Raw genomic sequence first — 23,755 nt, 5'->3', positions numbered from 1 at the left:
GTGTTCGACTACGAGAAGGACGGCGCGGCGATCTACCGCGAGTCCTTTGCCACGATCCGCGCGGAAGCCGCGGACGGACTCGCGGCGCTGCCCGCCGACGTCGCCCAGGTGGCCGTCCGCATGATCCACGCCTGCGGCCAGGTGGATCTCGTACAGGACATCGGCCACTCGACCGGCGTCGTGGCGAACGCGCGGGCCGCGCTGCGCGCCGGGGCGCCCATCCTGTGCGACGCCCACATGGTCGCCAGCGGCGTCACCCGCAAGCGGCTCCCCGCCGACAACGAGGTCATATGCACTCTCCGTGACCCCCAAGTCCCGGACCTGGCGGCCGAGTTGGGGACCACGCGCAGCGCCGCCGCGCTCGAACTGTGGCGTGACCGGCTCGACGGCGCCGTCGTCGCCATCGGCAACGCGCCCACCGCGCTCTTCCACCTCATGGAGATGATCGCGAAGGGCGCGCCCAAGCCCGCCGCCGTGCTCGGCATACCCGTCGGCTTCGTCGGCGCCGCCGAGTCGAAGGACGCGCTCGCCGCGAACGAACTGGGCCTCGAACACCTCGTCGTACGGGGACGCAGGGGCGGCAGCGCGATCACCGCCGCCGCACTGAACGCGATCGCGACCGAGGCGGAGATCATGGAGGACCGGGCATGAGCAACGCCCCTTCCCAGCAGGGAAAGCTGTACGGCGTCGGGCTCGGGCCCGGCGACCCGGAGTTGATGACGGTGGCCGCGGTGAAGGCGATCGCCTCCGCGGACGTCATCGCGTACCACTGCGCGCGCCACGGGCGTTCCATCGCGCGCTCGATCGCCGCGGAGCACATCCGTGAGGGGCAGATCGAGGAGCGGCTGATGTACCCGCTCACGGTCGAGACCACGGACCACCCCGGCGGCTACCGGGGCGCGCTCGACGACTTCTACGCCGAGGCCGCCGCCACCCTCGCCGCCCACCTCGACGCGGGCCGCACGGTGGCCGTGCTCGCCGAGGGCGACCCGATGTTCTACGGCTCGTACCAGCACATGCACAAGCGGCTCGCCGACCGTTACGAGACGACCGTCATCCCGGGTGTCACGTCCATCAGCGCGGCGGCCGCACGGCTCGGGCAGCCGCTGTGCGAGGACAAGGAGACGCTGACCGTCATCCCCGGCACGCTCCCGGAGGACGAGCTGTCCGCGCGGATCGCCGCGGCGGACTCCGCGGTCGTCATGAAGCTGGGTCGTACGTTCACCAAGGTGCGGGCGGCGCTTGAGAGTTCGGGGCGGCTGGACGACGCGCGCTATGTCGAGCGGGCGTTCATGGACGGCGAGCGGACGGGTGCGCTCGCCGACATCGACCCGGCGTCCGTGCCGTACTTCTCCGTCGCCGTGCTGCCCTCGCGGGTGGACGCGGAGCCGGTGACGGAGCCGGACCCGGCTCGCGGGGAGGTCGTGGTCGTCGGTACGGGTCCGGCCGGCGCACCCTGGCTGACGCCCGAGTCGCGCGGCGCCCTCGCGAATTCGGACGCCCTCGTCGGCTACACCACGTACCTCGCGCGCGTGCCCGAACGGCCGGGGCAGGTGCGGCACGGCTCGGACAACAAGGTCGAGTCCGAGCGCGCCGAGTTCGCCCTCGACCTGGCCCGTCGCGGGCATCGCGTGGCGGTCGTCTCCGGGGGCGACCCCGGCGTCTTCGCGATGGCGACGGCGGTGCTCGAAGTCGCTTCGGAGGACCGCTACTCGGGGATACCGGTGCGGGTGCTGCCCGGCGTGACGGCGGCCAACGCGGCGGCGGCGAAGGCGGGTGCGCCGCTGGGCCACGACTACGCGACGATTTCGTTGTCGGACCGGCTCAAGCCGTGGGAGGTCATCGCGGAACGCCTCCGTACGGCGGCGGCCGCGGACCTCGTCCTGGCGCTCTACAACCCCGGTTCGCGCAGCCGGACCTGGCAGGTGGGCAAGGCGCGCGAGCTGCTCCTCGAGCTGCGGCTGCCGGACACCCCGGTGGTGCTCGCGCGCGATGTCGGCGGGCCGGAGGAGAGCGTCCGCGTCGTCCGCCTCGCGGACCTGGACCCGGAGGTCGTCGACATGCGTACGCTGCTGATCGTCGGGTCGTCCCAGACCCAGGCGGTGGTCCGTGCGGACGGCCGAACGGTGACGTGGACCCCACGCCGCTACCCCGACTTTTAAGCCCCTCCGGCGATTGAGGAGCGGGGGCCGGGGCAGAGCCCCGAGGCGTTGAGCCAGGTGGCCGCTTCCTCGACGGTCGTGGCCACCGGGATCCCGTCGGGGACCGGGGGGCGGCGGACCACGACCACCGGTACCCCGGCCTCGCGGGCCGCGGTCAGTTTCGGGGACGTCGCCGCACCGCCGCTGTCCTTCGTCACCAGGACGTCGATGCGATGGTCCGCGAGGACCGCGCGTTCGCCGTCCAGCGTGAACGGCCCCCGGTCCAGCAACACCTCCATCCGCGGCGGAAACGGCGGCTCCGGCGCATCCACGGACCGTACGAGGAAGCGCGCGTCGTCGACATGGGCGAACGCGGCGAGACCCATCCGCCCCGTGGTGAGAAAGACCCGCCCCGCCCCACGCACCGCCTCCGCCGCCTCCTCCAGCGACGCGACCTCCCGCCAGTCGTCCCCCACACCCGGCACCCACCCGGGCCGCCGCAGCGCGAGCAAGGGAACATGGGCGGTGGCGGCGGCCCGCGCCGCGTTGAAACTGATCGTCTCGGCGAAGGGATGGGTGGCATCGATGACCGCGTGCACCGCGTGCTCACGCAACCACTCGGCCATCCCCTCGGCACCGCCGAACCCACCGATCCGCACCTCCCCGACCGGCAGCCGCGGCGCCGCGACGCGCCCCGCGAGCGAACTGGTCACACGGACGTGCGGATGCAGGGCCTCGGCCAGGCGCCGGGCCTCGGTCGTCCCGCCGAGAATCAGCACGTGCGGCATCGGGGAACTCCATGAGTGGTGAGACAGAAGCGAAGGGTGGACGCGGCGCCCAACTCAAGCACACCGGCCTGCGCCCCGGCTGGACGACCGGCGCCTGCGCGACGGCCGCGACCACGGCCGCGTACACGGCGCTCCTGACCGGCGACTTCCCCGACCCGGTGACGATCACGCTCCCGAAGGGCCAGACGCCGTCCTTCGCCCTCGCGGTCGAGTCCCACGACGGGGAGTCCGCGACGGCGGGCGTGGTCAAGGACGCCGGCGACGACCCGGACGTCACGCACGGCGCGCTCGTACGGTCCACGGTGCGACGCCTCCCGCCCGGCTCGGGAGTGGTCTTCAAGGCGGGCCCGGGCGTCGGCACGGTCACCCGCCCCGGTCTCCCGCTGCCCGTCGGGGAACCGGCCGTCAACCCCGTCCCCCGCGAGCTGATGCGCACCCACATCGCGCAGGTGGCGGCGGCGCACGGCGCCCCCGGCGACGTAGAGGTCACGATCTCCATCGACCACGGCGAGGAGATCGCCCGCTCGACCTGGAACCCCCGCCTCGGCATCCTCGGCGGCCTGTCGGTCCTCGGCACGACGGGCATCGTCGTCCCCTACTCGTGCTCGGCGTGGATCGACTCGATCCGCCGCGGCGTGGACGTGGCGAGAGCGGCGGGCCGCACACACGTGGCGGGCTGCACGGGCTCCACGTCCGAGAAGACGGTCGTCCGCGAACACGACCTGCCCGAGGACGCGTTGCTCGACATGGGCGACTTCGCGGGCGCGGTCCTGAAGTACATCCGCCGCCACCCGGTGGACCGCCTCACCATCTGCGGCGGCTTCGCCAAACTCTCCAAACTGGCGGCAGGCCACCTCGACCTCCACTCGGGCCGCTCCCAGGTCGACAAGACCTTCCTGGCGGACCTGGCCCGGCGCGGCGGCGCGTCGGAGACCCTCGCAACCGAGGTGGCATCCGCCAACACCGGCTTGGAGGCCCTCCGCCTCTGCGAAGCGGCAAACGTCCCCCTCGGCGACCTGGTGGCAACCACGGCCCGCGACGAGGCCCTCCTCGTCCTGCGCGGGGCCCCGGTGGCGGTGGACGTCATCTGCATCGACCGCGCGGGAACAGTCGTCGGCCGCTCCGGCGACTGACACCGGGGCCGGGCCCGTCGCATCGACACGCGGCACCGGGGGCCGCCTTGCCCACCCTGCCGCCCAAGGCGGCAGATTGCCCAAGTCGAGGGCGACCTCGTCGACCGCTTCAGCGGCAGGTGGGCAAAATCAAGCCCCGCACTGTGAACGAGAGCCCGCGGGGCCCGGGGCGAAGCCCCGTGGCGTCAACGCCGGTTCGGCGATATCAGCCCCGCCGGCGTTTGAGGCGCGGGGGCCGGGGCGGAGCCCCGTGGCCTAGGAACGCTCCCGGTCGACGGAGTACAGGTGGCTGTCGCGGAACTGCGAAGCGCCGAGTGTGCGGCCCACCAGGATGACCGCCGTGCGCAGGACGCCCGACGCCTTCACCTGGTCCGCGATGTCGGCGAGGGTGCCGCGCAGGACGAGTTCGTCGGGGCGGCTGGCGTAGGCGACGACCGCCGCCGGGCAGTCCTCGCCGTAGTGGGGGAGGAGTTCCGACACGATCCGGTCCACGTAGCGCGCGCCCAGGTGCAGGACCAGGAGTGCGCCGCTCGCGCCCAGCGTGGCCAGGTCCTCGCCGGGAGGCATGGGCGTGGCCTGCTGGGCGATGCGGGTGAGGACGACCGTCTGGCCGACCGTGGGGACCGTCAGTTCGCGCTTCAGTGCCGCTGCCGCCGCCGCGAACGCCGGGACGCCGGGAACCACCTCGTACGGGATGCCGAGCGCGTCCAGGCGGCGCATCTGTTCCGCCACCGCGCTGAAGACGGACGGGTCGCCGGAGTGGAGGCGGGCGACGTCGTGGCCCGCCTCGTGCGCCGCCACGTATTCGCGTTCGATGGCGTCGAGGTCGAGGTTCGCGGTGTCCACGAGGCGTGCGTCCTGTGGGCACTCGGAAAGGAGTTCCTCCGGGACCAGTGAGCCCGCGTACAGGCACACCTGGCACGCCGCCAGCGTGCGCGCGCCGCGCAGGGTGATCAGGTCCGCGGCTCCGGGGCCCGCCCCGATGAAGTAGACGGTCATCGATCCTCAACCCCTGTTTTCGTTACTGACCATTGCGTGACCGGCATCGCCTGCCGCCAACCCGTGAAACCGCCGACCGGCACCGCGTGGGCGACGGAGAGCTTCACCAGCTCGCCTCCGTGGCGGCGGTACCAGTCCGCCAGGAGGGCTTCGGATTCGAGGGTGACCGTGTTCGCGACCAGGCGGGCGCCCGGGCGGAGCGCTGCCCAGCAGGCTTCCAGCAAGCCTGGAGCCGTGAGGCCGCCGCCGATGAACACCGCGTCGGGAGAAGGGAGTTCGGCCAGGGCGGCGGGGGCCGGGCCCGTCACCACGTGCAGCGTCGGGACGCCGAGGCGGGACGCGTTGCCTGCGATGCGTTCGGCCCGGGCCGGGTTCTTCTCCACCGTGTACGCGGCGCAGGAGGGGTGCGTGCGCATCCACTCGATCGCGATCGAGCCCGAGCCGCCGCCCACGTCCCACAGGAGCTCGCCCGGCGCGGGCGCGAGCGCGGCCAGCGTCGCAGCGCGGATGTGGCGCTTCGTGAGCTGGCCGTCGCTGTCGTACGCGGCGTCGGGCAGGCCCGGTACCGCGCCGAGGCGCAGGGCGTCGGGGGCGCGGCGGCAGTCGATGGCGATGACGTTGAGCGGGTCGCTGGGGGCGTGCGGCCACACCTCGGCCACGCCCTCGTACGACGACTCGTGCTCGGTGCCGAGTTGTTCCAGGACCGTGAGGCGGCTGGGGCCGAAGCCGCGTGCCGTGAGCAGCGCCGCCACCTCGGCGGGGGTGTCCGCGCCCGCCGACAGGACCAGCACGCGGCGGCCGTCGTGCAGCGCGGCCGTGAGGCGGTCCGCCGGGCGGCCGACCAGCGTCACGACCTCCGTGTCCTCGACGGGCCAGCCGAGCCGCGCGCACGCGTAGGAGAGGGACGACGGGTGCGGCAGGACGTGGACGGCGTCGGGGCCCGCGATCTCGGTGAGGGTCCGGCCGATCCCGTAGAACATCGGGTCGCCGCTGGCCAGGACCGCGAGGCGGCGGCCCGCGTACCGGTCGAGGAGCGCAGGGACGGCGGGGCGCAGGGGTGACGGCCACGGGACGCGTTCGGCGGCGCACTCGGCGGGCAGCAGGGCGAGTTGGCGCGGTCCGCCGAGGACGGCGTCGGCCGCGAGGAGCGCGGTGCGCGAGGTGTCCGGGAGGCCCGGCCAGCCGTCGGCCCCGATGCCGACGACGGTCGCCACGGGTCCTGCGGAGTGCGCGGGAGACGCGGGGGTCGCGGGAGTCACTGCCAGGTACCTCGTAGGTCGTACGTCGTGCTCGGGAAGGTCACGTCAAGGCCGTCGACGTCGGGAGCCGCACTCTATCGGGCGACATCGGCGCCCCGGCCGAGCGCCCCTGGAGGCCCGATGTCCCGCACCCCGACGACCGGCCGCGTCGCCCCGGTCATGCCCGGCCGCGACCTGGAGGCGACCGTCGCCTTCTACGCGGACCTCGGCTTCACGGCCGACGCCCACCATCCGGACGACGGCTGTCCGATCCTCGTACGCGACACCGTCGAACTGCACTTCTTCCACGCCCCGACACCGACCCGCTGAGCACCGCGCACGCCGCGGACCTGCGGCTCGACGGGGGCGCGCACGTCGCGGACGCGCTGTACGAGGAGTGGCGGGCCGTCGGACTCAGCGCTTCCCCCGACCCGACGCCGCGGCTCGTCGAGCCCGACGACACGGTGTACGGGATGCGGGCCCGCGGGCGGAGCCCGCTGATGGGATGCAGCGCGCTCGTCGACCCGGACGGGAACCTGCTGCGGATCGGCTCCGTACTGGAGGAGCGGGAGGGCTGACGCCGACGCGCCGCCCGGCCGCACGGTCCTCGTACCGGCCTGCTCCACGGTGTTACCTCAAGACCTCAGGGACCGGCGGCAGAGGGGAACGAGGCGGCATGGCGAGGAACGGGACGGCACGGGCCTGGGTCGTGTGCGCCATGGTGCTCGGGGCCACGGCCCTCCCCGGTACGACGCCGGAGGCGACCGCGGCGGACGACCCCACGCAGGCCGCCGTCGTCTGGCCGGTGACCACGACCCCGCACATGACGGCGGCCGCCCTCGGCTCGGGCACGGACGCGAAGCCGGTCTTCGACGACGACTCGCTCGCCGGCCTGTTCGCGCCCGGTGGCCGGCTGCGCGAGGTCGTCGAGGCGGGCAAGGGCCGCGACGTCAGCTGGGTGCTCGACCCGGACGTGGTGATCGCCGCGCAGGAGATGTCCACCGGCTACCGCGTCGCGAAGAACGCCGACTCCGCCAGCCCCCAGGACACCACCGAGGGCACAGGGCAGGGCGCGGCCCGTTCCTGGCTCAGCGCGCTGCGGGAGGCCGTCGAGGGCCGCGAGGTCTGGCTCCTCCCGTACGCGGACACGGACCTCGCCTCGCTGGCCCACCACCCCGGCACGGACACCGATGACCTCACGGAGGTCGTGTCCGGGCTCGCGGCCGACACGAAGAAGCGGGTCGACCGGATCCTCGGCATCGGCACCCACGCCGGGCTCGGCTGGCCGGCCGACGGCGCGCTCGACTCCGCCGTGACCGCGCTCGGCGCCAAGCTCGGCGTGACACGGGTCCTCGCCTCCGGCCAGGGGCTCACGCCCGCGGGCGCAGAGCCGGTGACCGTGGGCAGCGGCGACGACGCGATGACGGCGCTGCCCTACGAGGCCGACCTCACGACCGCGCTCGGCCGCATCAAGGACCGGGCGCCCGACCCCACGCCCTCCGTGTCGCCGTCGCCCTCGCCCGGCGACACCACGTCGTCCCCGAGCGCGAGCGCCTCCGCGAGCCCCGACACCGCCGACAAGGACACCGTCGACCACATCACCGCGCTCGTGAAGGCCAACGCCCGCCCGGTCCTCGTACCGCCCCGCAATCTGTCGGGCACGGCGGCGGACGCGCTCGGCGCCGCCATCGACACCGGCACCGACGACGGCTGGCTGGACCTCCAGGACCTCCGCGCGGCCGACGACGACCCGGTGAAGGGGAGGGCCGGGTCCCCGTCCGCGTACCCGGCACGGCTGCGCGGCAGCGAGCTGGACAAGGACCAACTGACCGACGCGGCAGGCAACTTGGACCGGCTCGCGACCCTCAGCAAGGTGCTCGCCGACCCGAAGGACACCACGGCGTCCGTGCACGCGGCGATGGCCCGCGCGCTGGCCACCGCGTGGCGGGTGGAGGAGGACTCGGCGCAGCGGACGTTCCAGGACCGTACGACGGACTTCCTGTCGACGTCGGTGAAGTCGCTGCGGCTGGTGCCGAAGACGACCGTCACGGTCACGTCGGGCGACGCCTCGATCCCGGTCACGGTCGACAACGCGTTGCAGCAGGAGGTCTCCGGGCTCGAACTGCGCGTCACGTCGAGCGACTCCGAGCGCCTCAGGGTCAACGACGGCGTGATCTCCGTGTCGGCCGAGGGCTCGGCGAGCCACACCTCCCAGATCGACGTCACCGCGAAGGCCAACGGCAAGGCGCGTCTGACGGCCCAGCTCTACACGACGAGCGACGGCAAGCCGTGGGGCGACGAGATGACCTTCGAGGTCGACGTGACGTCGGTGTCGTCCGGGGCGATCGCCGTGGTGGCGGCGGGCGTCGGGCTCATCGTCCTGGCCGCGGTGTTCCGGATGCGCCGGGTGCGCAGGCGGAACGGGAACGGTGACGGCCAGGACGAGAGCGTTCAGAAGGACTGATTACGAGTCCTTGTCCGCCTTCTTCACCGCCGCCTCCGCGTCCACGATGCCGAGGCCGAGCTTGGCGTTCTTCTTCGGGTTGGTGGCCGTCTCCCGGATCGTGGAGATGATCTCGTCGGGGTCGAGGCCCTGGTGGTGCAAGAGCGCCGCGAGCGCGGAGACGTAGGGCGCCGCCATCGACGTGCCGGAGAGCTTCCCGTAGCCGGACGTGTCCTTCAGGGTCTCCTTCGTCGTGTACGTCGGCAGCGTGGAGAGGATGTCCTCGCCGGGGGCCGAAACGGCCTGCTCAGCACCGAAGTTGGAGAAGTCGGCCGCCGTGCCCTTCTCGGTGCTGGCGCCGACGACCAGAACCGGCGTCTGCACCTTGTACGGCTGGGTGTCCGCGCCGTCGTTGCCCGCCGCCGCGACGACCACCGCGCCCTTGTCGTGGGCGTGCTGGATGGCCTGGTTGAGGATGCCGCCCTGGAGCAGCTTCGTCATCAGGACGCCCTCGCCGAGCGAGAGGTTGATGACGTCGGCGCCGTGGTCGGCGGCCCAGACGATGCCCCTGGTGATGTTGCCGTTGGACCCGGAGCCGTTCGCGCCGAGCACCCGCACCGGCATGATCTTGGCGCCGGGCGCGCCGCCCGCGACGCCGACGCCGTTGTCGGTGTGGGCGGCGGCGATGCCGGAGACGTGGGTGCCGTGGCCGTTGAGGTCCTTGGGGTCGTCGTCCCCGTCGACGAAGTCGTGTCCGTCGACGAGCCGGCCCTTGAGGTCGGGGTGGTCGGTGGCGACGCCGGAGTCGACGACGGCGATGGTCGTGTCGTCGCCCTTCGACGTGTCCCAGGCGGCCGGCAGTTTCATCGCGTCGAGGGCCCACTGGTCCTTCCGCATGGGGTCCGGCTTGCTGTCGTCCCCGCAAGCGGTCAGGAGCAGCAGGCTGGCGACGGTGGCGGCGACGAGCGGTGTACGGATGCGCATGATCCGAGCCTGCGGGCCCCCGCCGCCTCACGCATGTGGTGGCCAGCCGTGTGGGCTACGGCGGTGCTACCGCGCCCAGTTTGGCGTCCAGAAGTCGCCCGAGCCGTCCTCCTGCCGCTCGTACCGGTCCGTCAGATACGCCCGGAGCGCCGCGAGACCGGGGTGCCGGTTGTCGTCCCGCCACAGCAGCGACAGCGGGTAGAGCGGCGTCGGACGGCGTACGGGGATGAAGCGGAGCTCGATGTCGGCGGGGCGGGTCAGGGGGGTGCGGGTGCCCATGATGGTGGCCACGTCGTCCGCCGCCGCGACCGTCCGCAGCAGGTGGCCGCCGCCGAAGGTGGTGCCGCCGACGTCGATGGTGAGGCCGAAGGCGCGCTCCAACTCCTCGTAATACGCGGCCCATTCGCTGCCCTTGACCATGCCGGGCATCCAGATCCGGTGGCCTGCCAGTTCGGCGGGTGTGACCTCGGGGCGGTCCGCCAGGGGGTGTGCCGCGCCGGTGACGAGGATGGCCGGCTCGTCGATGACGCGGGCGCTGCGCACCTCGCGCGGCAGCCGGTCCTCGGGCACGGCGCGCGTCCAGAACGCGGCGTCGATGCGCCCTTCCCGTACGGACGCGAGCGCGGCCCGCCCGCCGTGGCCGAGGGCGACGACGTCGAGCGGGAGGTGCGGGTGGGCCTGGTGGAAGTCCTGCACGACCCCGTTGGTGATCACGTTGGCGCCGAGCACGTCCACGCGCAGCGGTCGCCCGCCGCCGCGCACGGAGTCGGCGGCCCGCTCGGCGACCGCGAGCAGCTCCCGCGCGTGCGGCAGGAAGGTCTCGCCGTCGAGGGTGAGCCGCGCCCCGCGCGGGGCGCGCGTGAAGAGGCGCACGCCAAGCTCGCGCTCCAGTGCGGCGACGCGCTTGGAGGCGGCCTGCTGGGTGATGCCGAGCTCGGCGGCGGCGATCTGGATCTGCCCCTCGTCGGCGACGGCGACGAAGGTGCGTACGGTTTCCTGGTCCACGCTCCCCATACAACCATTGGTTGTACGGATAGGGGTGTCGGTTGTTTGCCGCGGCGCGTCGCTTGGGGCTTGTATCTCCCGGTCAGCGGCACAAGCGGGAGGGCACGCCATGCGGCTCGGGCGGGATTTCGGGTGGCTGTGGGCCGCCTTCGCGGTGAGCACCGCCGGTTCGTCGCTCGCGCTCGACGCGTTCCAGCTGATCGCCGTCCTGGTGCTGCACAGCGGCGCCGCGCAGGTGTCGTTCCTGTCGGCCGCCGGGCTCGCGGTCGGCGCGCTGCTGGCGGTGCCGCTCGGGCCGTGGATCGAGTTCCGGCGCAAGCGGCCGGTCATGGTCCTCGCGGACCTGGTGCGCTGCGCGGCCCTGCTCACGCTGCCCCTCGCGTACGCCCTCGACGCGCTCACCTTCACCCAACTCGTCCTGGTCTCCGTGGTCGTGGCCGCCGCCGACATCGTGTTCCGGGCGGCGAGCGGCGCCCACCTCAAGGCGCTCGTCCCGGACGCGGGCCTGCTGGCGGCCAACGCCCGGTTCGAGTCGACGCAGTGGACCGCCACGGCCGTCGGCCCGCCGCTCGGCGGCGCGCTCATCGGCACCTTCGGGCCGCTGACGACGGTCCTCCTGGACGCGGTGAGCTACGTCCTGTCGGCGGTGGGCGTCCGCGCCATCCGCGCACCCGAGCCGAAGCCCGCGCGCAGCGCGAACGGCGGCCGGTTCAGCGCCGCAGACATCGCGGAGGGCTGGCGCCATCTGTGGCGGCAGCCCCGGCTGCGCGCCCTGTTCCTCAACAACAGCCTGGTGAACGCCCTGATCATGGTGGGCGCCCCGCTCATGGCGGTGCTGCTCCTCGACGACCTGGGGCTCGCCCCCTGGCAGTACGGCCTGGTCTTCGGGATCCCGTGCCTGGGCGGGCTCGCCGGCTCCCGGCTCACCGGGCCGCTGGTGCGGCGGTACGGGGAGCGGCGGGTGCTCCTGGTGAGCGGCGCGGTCCGGGCGTGCTGGCCGATCGGGCTCGCGTTCGTGGGGCCCGGGGTCGCGGGGATGCTCGTGGTGGTCGTCGTGGAGTTCGGACTCATCACGTGCTCCGCCGTCTTCAGCCCCGTCATGGCGGCCGAGCGGCTGCGGCTGACGGACGACGACCGGGTGGCGCGGGTGCTGTCCGCCTGGACCGTCACCCAACGGGCCGTCACCGCCGCGCTCACGCTGGTGTGGGGCGTCCTCGCGGCGCTGATCGGGACGCGCGGGGCGCTCGCGCTCGCCGGAGTGCTGCTGCTCGCGACGCCCCTGCTGCTGCGCGGCCTGCGCTCCCCGGCGTGTACACCCCGCCCCGCGGCGCCCACGCTGCCAGAGTGACCACGAACAAACACCCAAATGCACCGGATTTTCCGGTTCAGGGAGTTAGGGAGCTTTCGTGGCAAACGTACACGTGATCCTCAATCAGAAGGGCGGCGTGGGCAAGTCCACGCTCGCCGTGAACCTCGCGGCCGTCACCGCCGACGTGCTCGGCGCGGGCGCCCCCGACGCCGAACGCCCGCCCGTCGTCGCCGTCTCCATCGACCCGCAGGGCTCGGCCGTGTGGTGGTCGGAGCGGGTCGGCGAGGGCCTCCCCTTCGACTTCGTGCAGGCCCACGACGACCTCTCGGGGCTCGCGGCGCTCTCCCGCATCCCGTCCGCCCAGCACGTCTTCGTCGACACCCCGGGCTGGCTGGACCTCGCCGACGACGACGGCGCCGACCCCCTCGGCAAGGGCGCGGCCGCGGACGCCCTGCGCGCGGTGCTCTCCAACGCCACCGACGTCATCGTCCCCATCGAGCCGGAGCCGCTCGGCTTCCAGCCCACGCAGCGCACGGTGGAGCGGGTCGTGAAGCCCCGTGGCCTGCCCTTCCGTGTGGTCATCAACAACTGGGACCCGCGCGACGGCAAGGCCGATCTGGCGCAGACCCGCGCGTTCGTCGAGGCGCAGGACTGGCCGCTCGCGCGCACCGTCGTGCGCCACTACAAGCTGCACACGCGGGCCAGCGCGGACGGCCTCGTCGTCACGCAGTACGGCGCCAACCGGGTCGCGTTGCAGGCCCGCGAGGACTTCTTCCGGCTCGCCCTGGAGGTGGGCCTCGCGGCGATCCCGGCGCCGGCCCGCAGCAAGAAGTCCTCCCGTACGAAGCCGGCCGCGAAGAGCACCACGGCAGCCACCAAGACGGCCAAGACCGCCGCAGCCGCCAAGACCGCCAAGGCCACGAAGAAGAAGGTGAACATCTGATGGGGCGCCGTACCGACCTGTCCTCGCTCCTGTCCTCCGAGAAGGCGGCCACCGAGGAGCAGGCCGCGGCGCCGGCCCAGCGCAGACGCCCCGACACCAAGCCGCTCACCGTCCCGATCGGCGATCTCACCGAGAACCCGGACAACCCGCGGCACGAGCTGCGCGACCTCGACGGGCTCGCCGAGACGGTCCGCGAACGCGGCGTCCTCCAGGCCCTCGGCGTCGTCTCCGCCGCCGTCTTCCTCGCCGCGCGCCCGCACCACAAGGAGGCCGTGGGCGACGCCCCGTACGTCGTCCTGCACGGCCACCGGCGGCTCGCGGCGGCCCGGATGGCGGGCCTGGACGAGGTTCCGGTCCTTGTCAGGGACGATGCGACGCGTTCCGACGAGGACGCGCTGATCGAGAACGTGCAGCGCGACGACCTCACGGAACTGGAGCAGGCCCAGGCCATCCAGGGCCTGATCACCTCCTACGGCTACTCGCAGCGCCAGGTCGCCGCCCGGATCGGCAAGACGCAGGGCTTCATCTCCCAGCGCCTGTCGCTGATGAAGCTGCGCGAGGACATCCAGGAGGCGCTCGCCGACGGCCGTGTCTCCATCGAGGACGCCCGCCGCATCGCCCGCCTCCCGAAGGACGAACAGGTACTCCCCGGCGAGCCGGATGCCGCCGCGACCGTCCCGGCCGCCCGCAAGGAGAAGCGCGGCCGCGATTACGGCGTAATCAAGATCGACAGCCGGGGGACCCCGGACGATGTGGTCGAGGCGCTGCGCCGGCATCTTGCCCCCGCCACCCTCGACCGGATCATCGAACTGCTCGGCCGATAGTCGACGCCGTGTCGTCCACACGGTCTCCGTGGTCGCTTACCGTGGCCCCGTGCTCGAAGTGCCGACCGTGCCGTCCCCGCCCGTGACCCCGCAGCCGCCCGCCGAGGCCGTCGCCCCGCTGATGCGCGGCCTCGACGTGCTGCGGAGCCTCACGGACGCCGAAGGTGGGGACGGCACGCTCGCCCTCGCCGACCTCGCGCGGGCCACGGGCCTGGCCCGCTCCACAGTCGACCGGATCTGCGCGACCCTCGCCCACCTGGGCTTCGTACGCCTCGACGGGCGTGACGCCTCGCTCGCCCCGCCCCTGATGGCCGTCGCCAACGCCTGCCTGGACGCGCTGCGGGTGCCGGGAGTCCTCGGCCCGCTCGCCGACGAACTGGCCGACGAGCTCGACGAATCCGTCTCCCTCGCGGTCCCCGACGGCGACGGCATCCGCTTCGTCCACCAGGTGCTGCGCAGGCGCGCCCTGTCCATCAGCTTCCGGGTGGGCGACGCGCTGCCGGGGGGTGGGTGTGCGCCGGGTCTGGTGTTCCGGGACGGCCTGTCCCTCGCGGTCGACGACCAGTTGGTGGAGCGGGGTCTGGTCGCGGTGGCGGTGCCGGTGAGGGGCCCGGACGGGGATGTGGTGTGTGCGGTGAGCGTGGTCAGCCATACGAGCCGGCATACGGCGGGGGAGCTTCCGGGGGCGGTGCGGGGCGCCTTGGAGAAGTCGGTACGAGAGATGGAAGCGGCGCTGGCGCATCAATATCAAGCCCCGCTCTTGGACGAGAGCCAGCGGGGTCCGGGGCAGAGCCCCGCGACCGAGGATGAAGCTCCCGCAACAATCCAGTCGCTCGCCAGAGGCCTCCGCGTCCTCACCGCCTTCGACGGCGCCCACCCCACCCTCACGCTCACCGAGATCGCCGAGGCCACGGGGCTCGCCCGTGCAACCGCCCGCCGCGCCCTCATCACCTACGAGCACCTCGGCTACGTGACCCACGAGGACCGCGCCTACCGCCTCACCCCCCGCGTCCTCACCCTCGGCTGCGCCCCGCTCTCCCGCACCACGCTCCCCCGCATCGCCGCCCCGCACCTCGCGGCCCTGTCGAAGCGGCTCGGCGAGTCCGTCGGGCTTTCCGTGGCGGACGGCGACCGGGTGCGGTGCACCGCGCGGGTGACGCCGCGCCGGGTCATGAGCGTGGACATCGGCGTCGGCTCCCGGCTGCCCGCGAAGGACACGGCCGCCGGGCGGCTGCTGCAGGGCGGCGGGGAGTCGGCCGTGGCCGACGGGCCCGAGGCAGGGCTGCGGTCCGTCGCCGTGCCGGTGCGGGACCGGGCGGGCCGGGTCGTGTCCGCGCTCGACGTCACCGCACACCAGGGCCGCTGGGACGACGACGCGTGGACGGAGGCGCTGCGGGACACCGCGGCGCTGATCGCGGCGGACCTGCACGTGACCTCACGCTTCGTCAGCGTCCCGGTGCACTGAGACCCGGATCTCACCGGCGTACGGACCTTGGTCCCTACTCCTCGCGACGAATGCCCCGCATTCTCTTATGTGATGACATCTCGTGGCTCGAGCGGCTTCTACTCCTCGATCCGTGGCGCGGCCCCTTCCGACTCCCGCCCCACGGGCGGCTGGCGTGCCGTCGTACTGCTCGTCGCGGTGATGACGCTCATCATCACGACCCTCGACGTGGCGACGCCCGCCGACTTCCGGGCGCGCGCCCTGCTCGGCCTCGTGCCGGTCATGGTGGCGCTGCTCGCGCCCGTGTCCGTCACGGCCGTCGTCACCGGGCTGCTGATCTGCGTCTACATCGCACTACAGGCGGTCGAGCCGGTGCCGAGCGGCGGCTGGGCCGTGCTCGGCCCGCTGATGATCGGCACCGGCGGCCTGCTCGGCGTGCTGATCGCGCGCCGCAGGGAGGAGCAGCGGGCCCGCCTCCAGGCCCTCACGGACATCGCAGAGGCCACGCAGCGCGCGGTGATGCGCGGGCTGCCCGAGCGCTTCGAGGACCTGCGCATCGCCGACTTCTACCAGCCCGCCGCCCGCGCGGCCCGCGTCGGCGGCGACTGGTACGACTTCCAGCCCTCGCCGCACGGAGTGCGCGCCGTCCTCGGCGACGTCAGCGGCAAGGGCCTGCCCGCGGTGTCCGCGTCGGCGTGGCTGCTCGGCGCGTTCCGGGAGGCGGCGTACCACGAGGAGCGGATCGAGGAGGTGGCCCGGCGCCTGGAGATCGCCATGCAGCGCTACAGCGCCTGGACCCGGATCACCAACGACGAGGGCCTCACGGACGCGTTCTCCACCGGCCTTCTGCTGCACTTCCCACCGACGGCCCCCGATGTCGTCGACGTCGTCAACTTCGGGCACGAGCCGCCGCTGGTCGTCACCGCGGACGGCCGCGTGCACACCCCCGACCTCCCGGCCGGACTCCCCCTCGGCATGGGGACGCTGAGCGCCGCGGGGCCCGGCGTGGCCCGGCTGCCCTTCGAGGTCGGGGACACGCTGATCCTCTTCACCGACGGCGTGACCGAGTGCCGCGACGAGGACGGCACCTTCTACCCCGTACGCGAACGGCTGCCGCGCCTGCTGTCCCCGCGCGGCGCGCAGGAGCCGCCCGAGGCGCTGCTGCGCCGCCTGTCGGACGACCTGCGCGAGCACCGGTACGGCCCGCCGAGCGACGACGCAGCGATCACCGTGATCCGCAGGACCGCGGAGCGCGCGCCGTACCAGAACGAGGCGGACGCCGAGCTGTACGAGTACCGGCCGAAGAAGACTGCGGACGACTCGGCCGTTCAGGGGGCCGTGGCTCAGTACGCGACCGACATGCGCTTCCTGGAGTGCGCGTCGCGCTCGATCTCGTCGACGAAGGCCAGCGCGTAGTCCTCGGCGCTGATCCGGCTCTCGCCGTGCGCGTCCGTCATCAGCCGGTCGCCGCCGATCCGGAACTCCTCGGTGCGCTCCCCCGGGCCGATCTCCGCGGCCGGCGAGATGTACGTCCAGTCCAGGTCGTCGACCGTACGCAGATACGCGAGCACGTCCCGGTGCGCGAGCGCCTCACCGCGGTACGCGTCGGGGAAGTCCGGCTGGTCCGCCAGCGCCTCGCCCGGCGCGACCTCCAGGCTGCCCGCCCCGCCGACCACCACGAGCCGCGCGACCCCGGACCCGCGCACCCCGGCGACCACGGACTGGTTGAGCGCGAGGAACGGCTTCTGCGGATCGGAGCCGTCGCGGGGCGGCGCGAGGGCGGAGGCCACGGCGTCGTGCCCGCCCGCGAGTTCCGACAGCCGCTGCACGTCGGAGACGTCCGCCGCTACAGCCGTGACACCGGCGACGGGCACGTCGCCCGAGCGGCTGACGGCGGTCACGCTGTGGCCGCGGCCCAGGGCCTCTGCGGCGATACGGCTGCCGACCATGCCGGTGGCGCCCAGGAGCAGGATGTTCATGGGCTCAGCGAAACACGGAGCGCCACCGCGCGCATGTTGCGAAGGGCGTGCCACGAGAGGTCAATGGAAGGCGAGTAAGCGGAACTCGGGGCATCCGAGGGGGCCTGGCAGAAAGGAGCCCGTCATGGCTCAGCATGCGGCACCCGCACCCGGACGTGGCACCAGAGGACGCGGCAGCACCGCACACGGCACCGGTGGTGTGGCGCTCTCCCCGACGAGCGCGGCCGTCGTCGTTCCCGTCGTGACCGGCATCGCGTACGGCTTCTGGGCGGCGAGCATCGACCGCTACGGCGGCGAGGTCACCGGAGGCAACATCGCGCTCGGCTTCGTCACGGGCATCATCGTGGCGGCGCTCTGCTTCGGCATCCACCACTGGTCGAAGCAGCAGGCGGGCCGGCACTTCCTCGCGCGGGCCTCGGCCTGGGGCGCCTTCGCCGGCATCGCGGTCGGTTTCCTGCACAGCCTCTCGGATCCCGCGATCCTGTGGTCGATCATGCTCGGCCTGGTCGTCGGGGCGTCCACGTTCGTGGGCACGTACTACCGGTACTACTCGGCGAGCGAGTACGCGCCCGTATAGCCGCCGCCCGTACGGCCACATAGAACGTACGTTCTAGTACCAGACGCCGAACTCCCGGGTCTCCGTCTCCCGGTAGTACCAGCCGCTCGGGCCGTGGTCATGATCGTGATCGTGCCGCGGCCCGTCGGACGGCGCCCCGGACGTACAGCTCGGCACGCCACGGCCACCCGTGTCCACGTACGCGGCGCTGGCCCAGCCGCGGGCGCCGGTGAACCAGTACCAGGTCGACGTGCCGTGCACGGACGAGCCGTCGGTGGCGCACTCGATACGGTCCTGGCTGCCCGGCGCGAGCCGGTACACGACGGATGCCGAGGTGCTCGGCCCCGAGCGCAGGTTGAGATCGGACTGCGAGACGACCGTCCCCCAGACGACGTCCCCGCTGTTCGCACTGGCCGGTGCCGCGGCGGTCACGGCGAGCAGTCCGCCCGCCAGAAGCCCGGCGGCAGCCAGGGCCGGAGTGGTTCGGCGCATGATCGGCCTCCCAGAGTGGCCCCCCGGGCCCCCAAGATCTCCACGCCCCCACGTCCAGGAAACACCCGTTCGGCCCAGTGCTCCACCGGAGCCCCGGTGGCGCCGGGCGGGCGGCCGATGAGTTCCCGTCGCAGCCCCGGTCTTCCTCTGTGACGTGACCGAGAGGGGCACCCGACATGAGCACCACCGCCACCACGACCGGCCTGGCCATCGAGACCGCGGGCCTCGTCAAGACCTTCGGCGACAACCGCGCCGTCGACGGCATCGACCTGACCGTCCCGGCCGGCACGGTCTACGGCGTGCTCGGGCCGAACGGCGCGGGCAAGACCACCGCCGTGAAGATGCTCGCCACGCTGCTGCGGCCCGACGCGGGCGAGGCCCATGTCTTCGGCCACGACGTGGTGCGCGAGGCCGACGCGGTGCGCTCCCGCGTCAGCCTCACCGGCCAGTACGCGTCGGTCGACGAGGACCTGACGGGCCACGAGAACCTCGTGCTGCTGGCCCGCCTGACCGGCCACGGCAAGAAGCCGGCGGCCGCGCGCGCCGAGCAACTCCTGGACGCCTTCGGCCTGTTGGAGGCCTCCGGACGCCAGGTGAAGAACTACTCGGGCGGCATGCGGCGCCGTATCGACATCGCCGCGTCCATCCTCAACACCCCCGACCTGCTGTTCCTTGACGAGCCGACCACGGGGCTCGACCCGCGCAGCCGCAACCAGGTGTGGGAGATCGTCCGCGCGGTCGTCGCGCAGGGCACGACGGTCCTGCTGACCACCCAGTACCTCGACGAGGCCGACCAGCTGGCGGCACGGATCGCCGTCATCGACAAGGGCCGCGTGATCGCCGAGGGCACCAAGGGCGAGCTGAAGTCGTCGGTCGGCTCCGGATCCGTCCACGTACGCCTGCGCGACGCGGACCAACGCCCGGACGCAGAGCGGCTGTTGACCTCCGTGCTCGACGCCCAGGTGGTCCTGGAGCCCGACCCGGTGGCGCTCACCGCCCGCGTCGGGGGCGCCGACAACGGCCGGGGCGCGGCCGAGCAGGCCTCCCGCGCGCTCGCCGAACTGGCCGCCGCCCGCATCACCGTGGACACCTTCGCCCTCGGCCAGCCCAGCCTCGACGAGGTGTTCCTGGCCCTCACCGACCAGCCCGTACAGGACCAGAACCCCGTACGGGACCAGACGTCCGGACAGGACCAGAAGTCCGAGGAGGCGACGGCATGACCACCGCCACCACCCCCAGTACCGAAGCGCAGGAACTCGCCCCGGTCAGCGCCGAGTCCCTCGCCGAGCTGCTCATCGCCAAGGAGCGCCCGCCCCGGCCCAGCGCCCTGTCCGCGTCGCTCACCTTCGGCTGGCGCGCGATCCTCAAGATCAAGCACGTGCCGGAGCAGCTCTTCGACGTCACGGCGTTCCCCGTGATGATGGTGCTGATGTACACGTACCTGTTCGGCGGCGCCCTGGCCGGCTCCCCGAGCGAGTACATCCAATATCTGCTGCCCGGCATCCTCGTGATGTCGGTCGTGATGATCACGATGTACACGGGCGTCTCGGTCAACACCGACATCGAGAAGGGCGTCTTCGACCGCTTCCGTACGCTGCCGATCTGGCGCCCCTCCGTGATGGTCGGGTACCTCCTCGGCGACGCCCTGCGCTACACGATCGCGTCCGTCGTGATGCTCGCGGTCGGCCTGATCATGGGCTTCCGGCCGGACGGCGGGGTCCTCGGCGTCGTCGCGGCCATCGCGGTCCTGCTGGTCTTCTCCTTCGCGTTCTCGTGGATCTGGACGATGTTCGGGCTGCTGCTGCGCACCGAGAAGTCGGTGATGGGCGTCAGCATGATGGTGATCTTCCCGCTGACGTTCCTCAGCGACATCTTCGTGAAGCCCGAGACGATGCCGGGCTGGCTCCAGGCCTTCGTCAACAACAACCCCGTCACGCACGTCGCGTCCGCCGTGCGCGGCCTGATGGACGGCGACTGGCCGACGGCCGAGGTGCTGTGGTCGCTGGGCTGGGCGGCGCTGCTGATCGCCGTGTTCGGGCCGATCACGATGCGGCTCTACAACCGCAAGTAGGCCCTGGGCAGTAGTCCGTATGCAGGCACCCCGGTCGCGCACGGCGCGGCCGGGGCCTTGCCTGGAACGGTGATCCGAAGAACCGCCTCCGCCGTTCTGCTCGTCCTCGCCTGCCTCCTCGTCCCGCTCGGCACGCTCTCCACCTGGGCGAAGTACGAGATCGGGGACAGCGACCGGTACGTCTCCGCGATGGCGCCGCTGGCCGGCGACCCGGACGTGCGGAACGCGGTGGCCGACGCGGTGACGACCGAGGTCATGAAGAACCTCGACGTCGGCGCGCTCGGCTCGGTCGTCGAGGACTATCTGCACGACGCGGTCGTCTCGTTCACCGACACCGACGCCTTCCGCGACGCCTGGAACACCGCGAACCGCGCCGCCCACGACGCCGTGCAGCAGGCCCTCGACGAGGGCACCACCGGGCCCGTCACGCTCGACCTGGCGCCCGTCACCCGGCAGGTCAAGCAGCAGCTGGAGGAGAACGGAGTGCCGTTCGCCGAGCGGATCCCGGTCGCCCATACCGAGGTCACGCTGCTGTCCGCCGGCGACCTGGCCGGGCTGCGGAAGGGCTTCCACGCCTTCCAACTCGCGGGTCTCTGGCTGCCGTTGGCCGCCGTCGTGTGCGCCGTCGTGGGCCTCGCGCTCGCCCGGCGGCGCCGTCCCGCGCTCGCCCTGACCGCCCTCGGCGCCGCCCTGGGCGCGGCCGCGCTGCTCATCGCGCTGCCGCTCGCCCGCGCGCTGACGCTCTCGGACATCTCCGACGCGGCGAACAAGGCGGCGACCGGCTCGGTCTACGACGCCCTGACCTCGCCGCTGCGGACCGCGTCGTGGGTGATCGTCGCGGTGGGCGTGGTGGTGGCGCTCGCGGTGTGGCTCGGCCGACACCCGTTCAGCCGCGCACGGAATGCCGCCGGCCTGCTCCGGCGCGAGCATTCCGGTGACACGAGGAGGCGCCCGTATGACGCAAACACCACCGGAAACCGGGTCGACGACCGCCTGGTCCAAGGACCACCGCACGCCCGACCCTGACCCCACGCGCGGCGAGGCCCCGCGCACCGACTGGGCGGCCGGCGGCACCCTGTTCGCCGGCGTCCTGATGCTGGTCAGCGGCTGCCTCGGCGTCCTCAACGGAATCGCGGCCATCGCCAAGGACGACGTCTACAGCCGGATCGGCGACTACGTCTACGCCTTCGACCTCACCACGTGGGGCTGGATCCACCTGGTGATCGGCGCGCTCGTCGCGGTCACCGGCTGGGGCGTGCTCAAGGACAAGGACTGGGCGCGCGGCGCGGGCATCGGCTTCGGCGCGCTCTACGTCGTCGAGTACTTCCTGTTCCTGCCGTACGCGCCCGTGTGGTCGCTCATCTCCATCGGCATCGGCGTCTTCGTGATCTGGGCCCTCGCCACGGACCACGGCCGCGCCCCCAACCCCCGGGCCCCCAAACCGGCCTGACAGGGGGGCACCCCGGCTAGCCTGGAGAGCTCCGAACGGACCGGTACGGAGACGGGGGCCGGGTCTTGGACCAGCGACAGCAGCACATCACGGACGAAGCGCCCGGCGCCCCGCGGTACGAGCCGCGGGGCTCCGGGCGCCGCCGTGTGAACAGGACGGGGGCGTGGGCGGCGGCGCTGCTGCTCGCGGGGGTGAGCGTGGTGGTCGGCTGCCGGGCCGCGGACCGCGACGCGCTGACCCCCGTACCGCAGCTCCTCGCGTTCCTCCCCTGGCTGCTCGCGCCCACGGCCGCCGCCCTGCTCCTCGCGCTGCTGTCGCGCTGGCGTACGGGGATGGTCTGGGGCGTCGCCGTACTCGGCGCGCTCGCCTGGTACATGGAGCCGTACGGGAAGGACGGCGGCGAGCCGGACGGCGCCCCCGTCTCCGGCGTCCGGGTGCTGGCGTCCAACGTGCAGTTCAGCCGCGGCACCAACGCGCTGATCGACACGGTCGCCCGGCACCGGCCCGACATCGTCTTCGTCGAGGAGTGCGGGCAACCCTGCCGGGACGCGCTGGACCGGGAGTCGCTGCGCGCCCGCTACCCGCACCGGCAGGCCGTGGCGGCGGACGGTTCGGAGGGTTCGCTGATCCTGAGCCGGTTCCCGCTGAAGGCGGCGCCGACGGTGCCCGGAACGATGGGCATGCCGGCCGCCACCGCCGACGTACGGGGTCACGCGGTGCGCCTCCAACTCGTGCACCCCATGCCGCCGTTGCCCGACCAGGTGGGCCTGTGGAAGACGGAGCTGGGCCGCCTCGCGGACGCGGCGCGGGCCGCCGAAGGGCCCGGGATCATGGCGGGGGACTTCAACGCGACGCAGGACCACGCGGCGTTCCGCCGGATCCTCGACGCGGGGCCGCTGCACGACGCGGCCCGCCTCACCGGCCACGCCCGCACCCCGAGCTGGCCGTCGACGGCGCCGGGCCCGCTGGGCACGCAGATCGACCACGTCCTGGTGACCGACGACTTCTCGGCGGACAAGGCCCGCTTCATCGACCTCGCGGACACGGACCACCGGGCGCTCCTGGTGGACCTGACGCTGCACGGCTGAGCGCACCGGGCCGCCGCCCGTGGAGAGACGGGCGGCGGCCCGGTGCGGGAAGAGAGACGGCGGCCCGCTGCGGTCAGATCGCAGGTGGGGGCCGGGCCGCGCGCCTCGTCCGTCGGGCCGGCTGGGGCCCTGGGGCCTGTCGTTCGGATCAGGCCCTAGCGCAGCGCGGCCTCGGCCTTGTGCAGGGCCTTGGCGAACCCGTTGGCCCACAGGGATTCCACCTGGGCCTTCTCGTTCGCGTCCGGGTTCGCGTTGGTGCACGAGGGGCCGGGACCGCCGCCCGACATCAGCTCGCTGCACGGCCCCTCGTAGTGGTCGGGGAGACCGAGCACGTGGCCCGTCTCGTGGGTGGTCACGCGCGTGGAGTCGTACTCCTGGTTCTGCGCGTAGTCCAGGAAGACGTAGCCGCTGCCGTGCCCGTCCGTCGACGCGTACGAACCACGCGAGTCGTTCCCCTCGCGGTACGAGAAGTCGCCGCCGCCGGACGAGGCCTGGAGCTTCACGTTCGACACCGACGAGTTCCAGATCGACGCGCTGCTGGCTATCTGCTGCTGGAAGGTGGGCGCTTGTGAGGCGTCGTACGAGATGGTGACGGACTCGGCGCCGGGGTTGGCGGCCCGCTTCTCGGCGACGGACTTCAGGACGGCCTGGAAGAAGGCCTTGTTGGCGGCGGCCTCCTCGGCGGAGCCGGCGTAGCGCGCGACTCGCTCGGTGGCCCCGGAGGAGGAGACGGAGGAGGCGGACGCGGGGGCCGCGGCGAGGGCGGCGACGGTGAGCCCGGCGCCGAGGGCGCAGGCGAGCAGACGAACAGATGTGGGGGGTGTCATGTTCATGCGTGAGAGTCTGGGGCGGACGGGACGCACGGGAT

Annotated in this window: 24 protein-coding genes; 16 read left to right on the top strand and 8 right to left on the bottom strand. The window is 73.0% G+C overall.

Annotated elements, in window-relative coordinates; translation table 11 throughout:
• Nucleotides 1-651: a precorrin-8X methylmutase gene (locus ACYSUO_RS31510; protein WP_461779624.1), complete on the top strand. Its 651-nt coding sequence runs from the start codon at nt 1-3 to the stop codon at nt 649-651.
• The gene (gene cobJ / locus ACYSUO_RS31505; protein WP_461779623.1) at nt 648-2,162 is read left to right on the top strand and encodes a precorrin-3B C(17)-methyltransferase; all 1,515 of its coding nucleotides are present in this window, start codon (nt 648-650) and stop codon (nt 2,160-2,162) included. Before ACYSUO_RS31510 ends, cobJ begins: the two co-directional genes overlap by 4 nt.
• Here cobJ and ACYSUO_RS31500 read toward each other — a convergent pair.
• Nucleotides 2,159-2,929, bottom strand: a complete 771-nt coding sequence (locus tag ACYSUO_RS31500; protein WP_461779622.1) for a cobalt-precorrin-6A reductase — start codon at nt 2,927-2,929, stop codon at nt 2,159-2,161. The two genes, cobJ and ACYSUO_RS31500, sit on opposite strands and share 4 nt — an antisense overlap.
• Nucleotides 2,930-2,940: 11 nt before the next feature.
• Between ACYSUO_RS31500 and ACYSUO_RS31495 the strand changes: the two genes are divergently transcribed.
• A complete protein-coding gene (locus ACYSUO_RS31495) occupies nt 2,941-4,062 on the top strand; it encodes a cobalt-precorrin-5B (C(1))-methyltransferase (protein ID WP_461779621.1) in 1,122 nt (373 codons plus the stop codon).
• A 255-nt stretch (nt 4,063-4,317) separates the two neighbouring features.
• On the opposite strand, the gene cobM is transcribed toward ACYSUO_RS31495, so the two are convergent.
• Nucleotides 4,318-5,061: a precorrin-4 C(11)-methyltransferase gene (gene cobM, locus ACYSUO_RS31490; RefSeq protein WP_461779620.1), complete on the bottom strand. Its 744-nt coding sequence runs from the start codon at nt 5,059-5,061 to the stop codon at nt 4,318-4,320.
• Nucleotides 5,058-6,320, bottom strand: coding sequence for a precorrin-6y C5,15-methyltransferase (decarboxylating) subunit CbiE (gene cbiE, locus ACYSUO_RS31485; protein ID WP_461779619.1), 1,263 nt, complete (start codon nt 6,318-6,320; stop codon nt 5,058-5,060). The genes cobM and cbiE overlap by 4 nt, the downstream gene beginning before the upstream one ends.
• A gap of 120 nt (nt 6,321-6,440) precedes the next feature.
• Here cbiE and ACYSUO_RS31480 point away from each other — a divergent pair, with 120 nt between their 5' ends.
• Together ACYSUO_RS31480 and ACYSUO_RS31475 are read left to right on the top strand one after the other, a co-directional pair.
• Nucleotides 6,441-6,629, top strand: a complete 189-nt coding sequence (locus ACYSUO_RS31480; protein WP_461779618.1) for a VOC family protein — start codon at nt 6,441-6,443, stop codon at nt 6,627-6,629.
• A 346-nt stretch (nt 6,630-6,975) separates the two neighbouring features.
• Nucleotides 6,976-8,763, top strand: a complete 1,788-nt coding sequence (locus ACYSUO_RS31475) for a DUF6049 family protein (protein ID WP_461779617.1) — start codon at nt 6,976-6,978, stop codon at nt 8,761-8,763.
• Here the strand turns inward: ACYSUO_RS31475 and ACYSUO_RS31470 are convergent, their stop codons facing one another.
• Together ACYSUO_RS31470 and ACYSUO_RS31465 are read right to left on the bottom strand one after the other, a co-directional pair.
• Nucleotides 8,764-9,726 (bottom strand): S8 family peptidase, encoded by a 963-nt coding sequence (locus ACYSUO_RS31470; protein ID WP_461779616.1) that lies wholly within the window; start codon nt 9,724-9,726, stop codon nt 8,764-8,766.
• Between the two features lie 66 nt (nt 9,727-9,792).
• Nucleotides 9,793-10,740: a LysR family transcriptional regulator gene (locus ACYSUO_RS31465; protein ID WP_461779615.1), complete on the bottom strand. Its 948-nt coding sequence runs from the start codon at nt 10,738-10,740 to the stop codon at nt 9,793-9,795.
• 100 nt (nt 10,741-10,840) lie between these two features.
• On the opposite strand from ACYSUO_RS31465, the gene ACYSUO_RS31460 reads away from it, so the two are divergent.
• The 5 genes from ACYSUO_RS31460 (at nt 10,841) to ACYSUO_RS31440 (ending at nt 16,667) form a co-directional block, all read left to right on the top strand.
• Nucleotides 10,841-12,079 (top strand): MFS transporter, encoded by a 1,239-nt coding sequence (locus tag ACYSUO_RS31460; protein WP_461779614.1) that lies wholly within the window; start codon nt 10,841-10,843, stop codon nt 12,077-12,079.
• 58 nt (nt 12,080-12,137) lie between these two features.
• Entirely contained in the window at nt 12,138-12,983 is an 846-nt protein-coding gene (locus ACYSUO_RS31455) for a nucleotide-binding protein (protein ID WP_461779613.1), read from the top strand.
• A complete protein-coding gene (locus ACYSUO_RS31450; RefSeq protein ID WP_461779612.1) occupies nt 12,983-13,807 on the top strand; it encodes a ParB/RepB/Spo0J family partition protein in 825 nt (274 codons plus the stop codon). Before ACYSUO_RS31455 ends, ACYSUO_RS31450 begins: the two co-directional genes overlap by 1 nt.
• Before the next feature lie 49 nt (nt 13,808-13,856).
• Nucleotides 13,857-15,272, top strand: a complete 1,416-nt coding sequence (locus tag ACYSUO_RS31445) for an IclR family transcriptional regulator domain-containing protein (protein WP_461779611.1) — start codon at nt 13,857-13,859, stop codon at nt 15,270-15,272.
• 72 nt (nt 15,273-15,344) lie between these two features.
• Complete coding sequence (locus ACYSUO_RS31440) at nt 15,345-16,667, top strand: PP2C family protein-serine/threonine phosphatase (protein WP_461779610.1); 1,323 nt, start codon at nt 15,345-15,347, stop codon at nt 16,665-16,667.
• On the opposite strand, the gene ACYSUO_RS31435 is transcribed toward ACYSUO_RS31440, so the two are convergent.
• On the bottom strand, nt 16,595-17,230 hold the full coding sequence (locus tag ACYSUO_RS31435; protein ID WP_461779609.1) for an NAD(P)-dependent oxidoreductase: 636 nt from the start codon (nt 17,228-17,230) through the stop codon (nt 16,595-16,597). The two genes, ACYSUO_RS31440 and ACYSUO_RS31435, sit on opposite strands and share 73 nt — an antisense overlap.
• Before the next feature lie 124 nt (nt 17,231-17,354).
• Between ACYSUO_RS31435 and ACYSUO_RS31430 the strand changes: the two genes are divergently transcribed.
• Nucleotides 17,355-17,807: a hypothetical protein gene (locus ACYSUO_RS31430; protein ID WP_461779608.1), complete on the top strand. Its 453-nt coding sequence runs from the start codon at nt 17,355-17,357 to the stop codon at nt 17,805-17,807.
• A 33-nt stretch (nt 17,808-17,840) separates the two neighbouring features.
• Here ACYSUO_RS31430 and ACYSUO_RS31425 read toward each other — a convergent pair whose 3' ends face one another.
• Entirely contained in the window at nt 17,841-18,278 is a 438-nt protein-coding gene (locus ACYSUO_RS31425; protein WP_461779607.1) for an SH3 domain-containing protein, read from the bottom strand.
• A 176-nt stretch (nt 18,279-18,454) separates the two neighbouring features.
• Here ACYSUO_RS31425 and ACYSUO_RS31420 point away from each other — a divergent pair, with 176 nt between their 5' ends.
• From ACYSUO_RS31420 to ACYSUO_RS31400, 5 genes are all read left to right on the top strand, one after another.
• Nucleotides 18,455-19,498 (top strand): ATP-binding cassette domain-containing protein, encoded by a 1,044-nt coding sequence (locus ACYSUO_RS31420; RefSeq protein ID WP_461779606.1) that lies wholly within the window; start codon nt 18,455-18,457, stop codon nt 19,496-19,498.
• The gene (locus tag ACYSUO_RS31415) at nt 19,495-20,349 is read left to right on the top strand and encodes an ABC transporter permease (protein WP_461779605.1); all 855 of its coding nucleotides are present in this window, start codon (nt 19,495-19,497) and stop codon (nt 20,347-20,349) included. Before ACYSUO_RS31420 ends, ACYSUO_RS31415 begins: the two co-directional genes overlap by 4 nt.
• A 69-nt stretch (nt 20,350-20,418) precedes the next feature.
• Nucleotides 20,419-21,375, top strand: a complete 957-nt coding sequence (locus tag ACYSUO_RS31410; protein ID WP_461779604.1) for a hypothetical protein — start codon at nt 20,419-20,421, stop codon at nt 21,373-21,375.
• A complete protein-coding gene (locus ACYSUO_RS31405) occupies nt 21,305-21,799 on the top strand; it encodes a DUF7144 family membrane protein (RefSeq protein ID WP_461779603.1) in 495 nt (164 codons plus the stop codon). Before ACYSUO_RS31410 ends, ACYSUO_RS31405 begins: the two co-directional genes overlap by 71 nt.
• A 65-nt stretch (nt 21,800-21,864) precedes the next feature.
• Nucleotides 21,865-22,887 (top strand): endonuclease/exonuclease/phosphatase family protein, encoded by a 1,023-nt coding sequence (locus ACYSUO_RS31400; RefSeq protein ID WP_461779602.1) that lies wholly within the window; start codon nt 21,865-21,867, stop codon nt 22,885-22,887.
• A 155-nt stretch (nt 22,888-23,042) separates the two neighbouring features.
• Here the strand turns inward: ACYSUO_RS31400 and snpA are convergent, their stop codons facing one another.
• On the bottom strand, nt 23,043-23,720 hold the full coding sequence (snpA, locus tag ACYSUO_RS31395) for a snapalysin (RefSeq protein ID WP_461779601.1): 678 nt from the start codon (nt 23,718-23,720) through the stop codon (nt 23,043-23,045).
• Nucleotides 23,721-23,755 lie beyond the last annotated feature (35 nt).

This window comes from Streptomyces sp. UC4497, from assembly GCF_054871485.1.
Note: the sequence above shows the minus strand (reverse complement) of the source record. Positions and strands in the feature narration are given on the sequence as shown.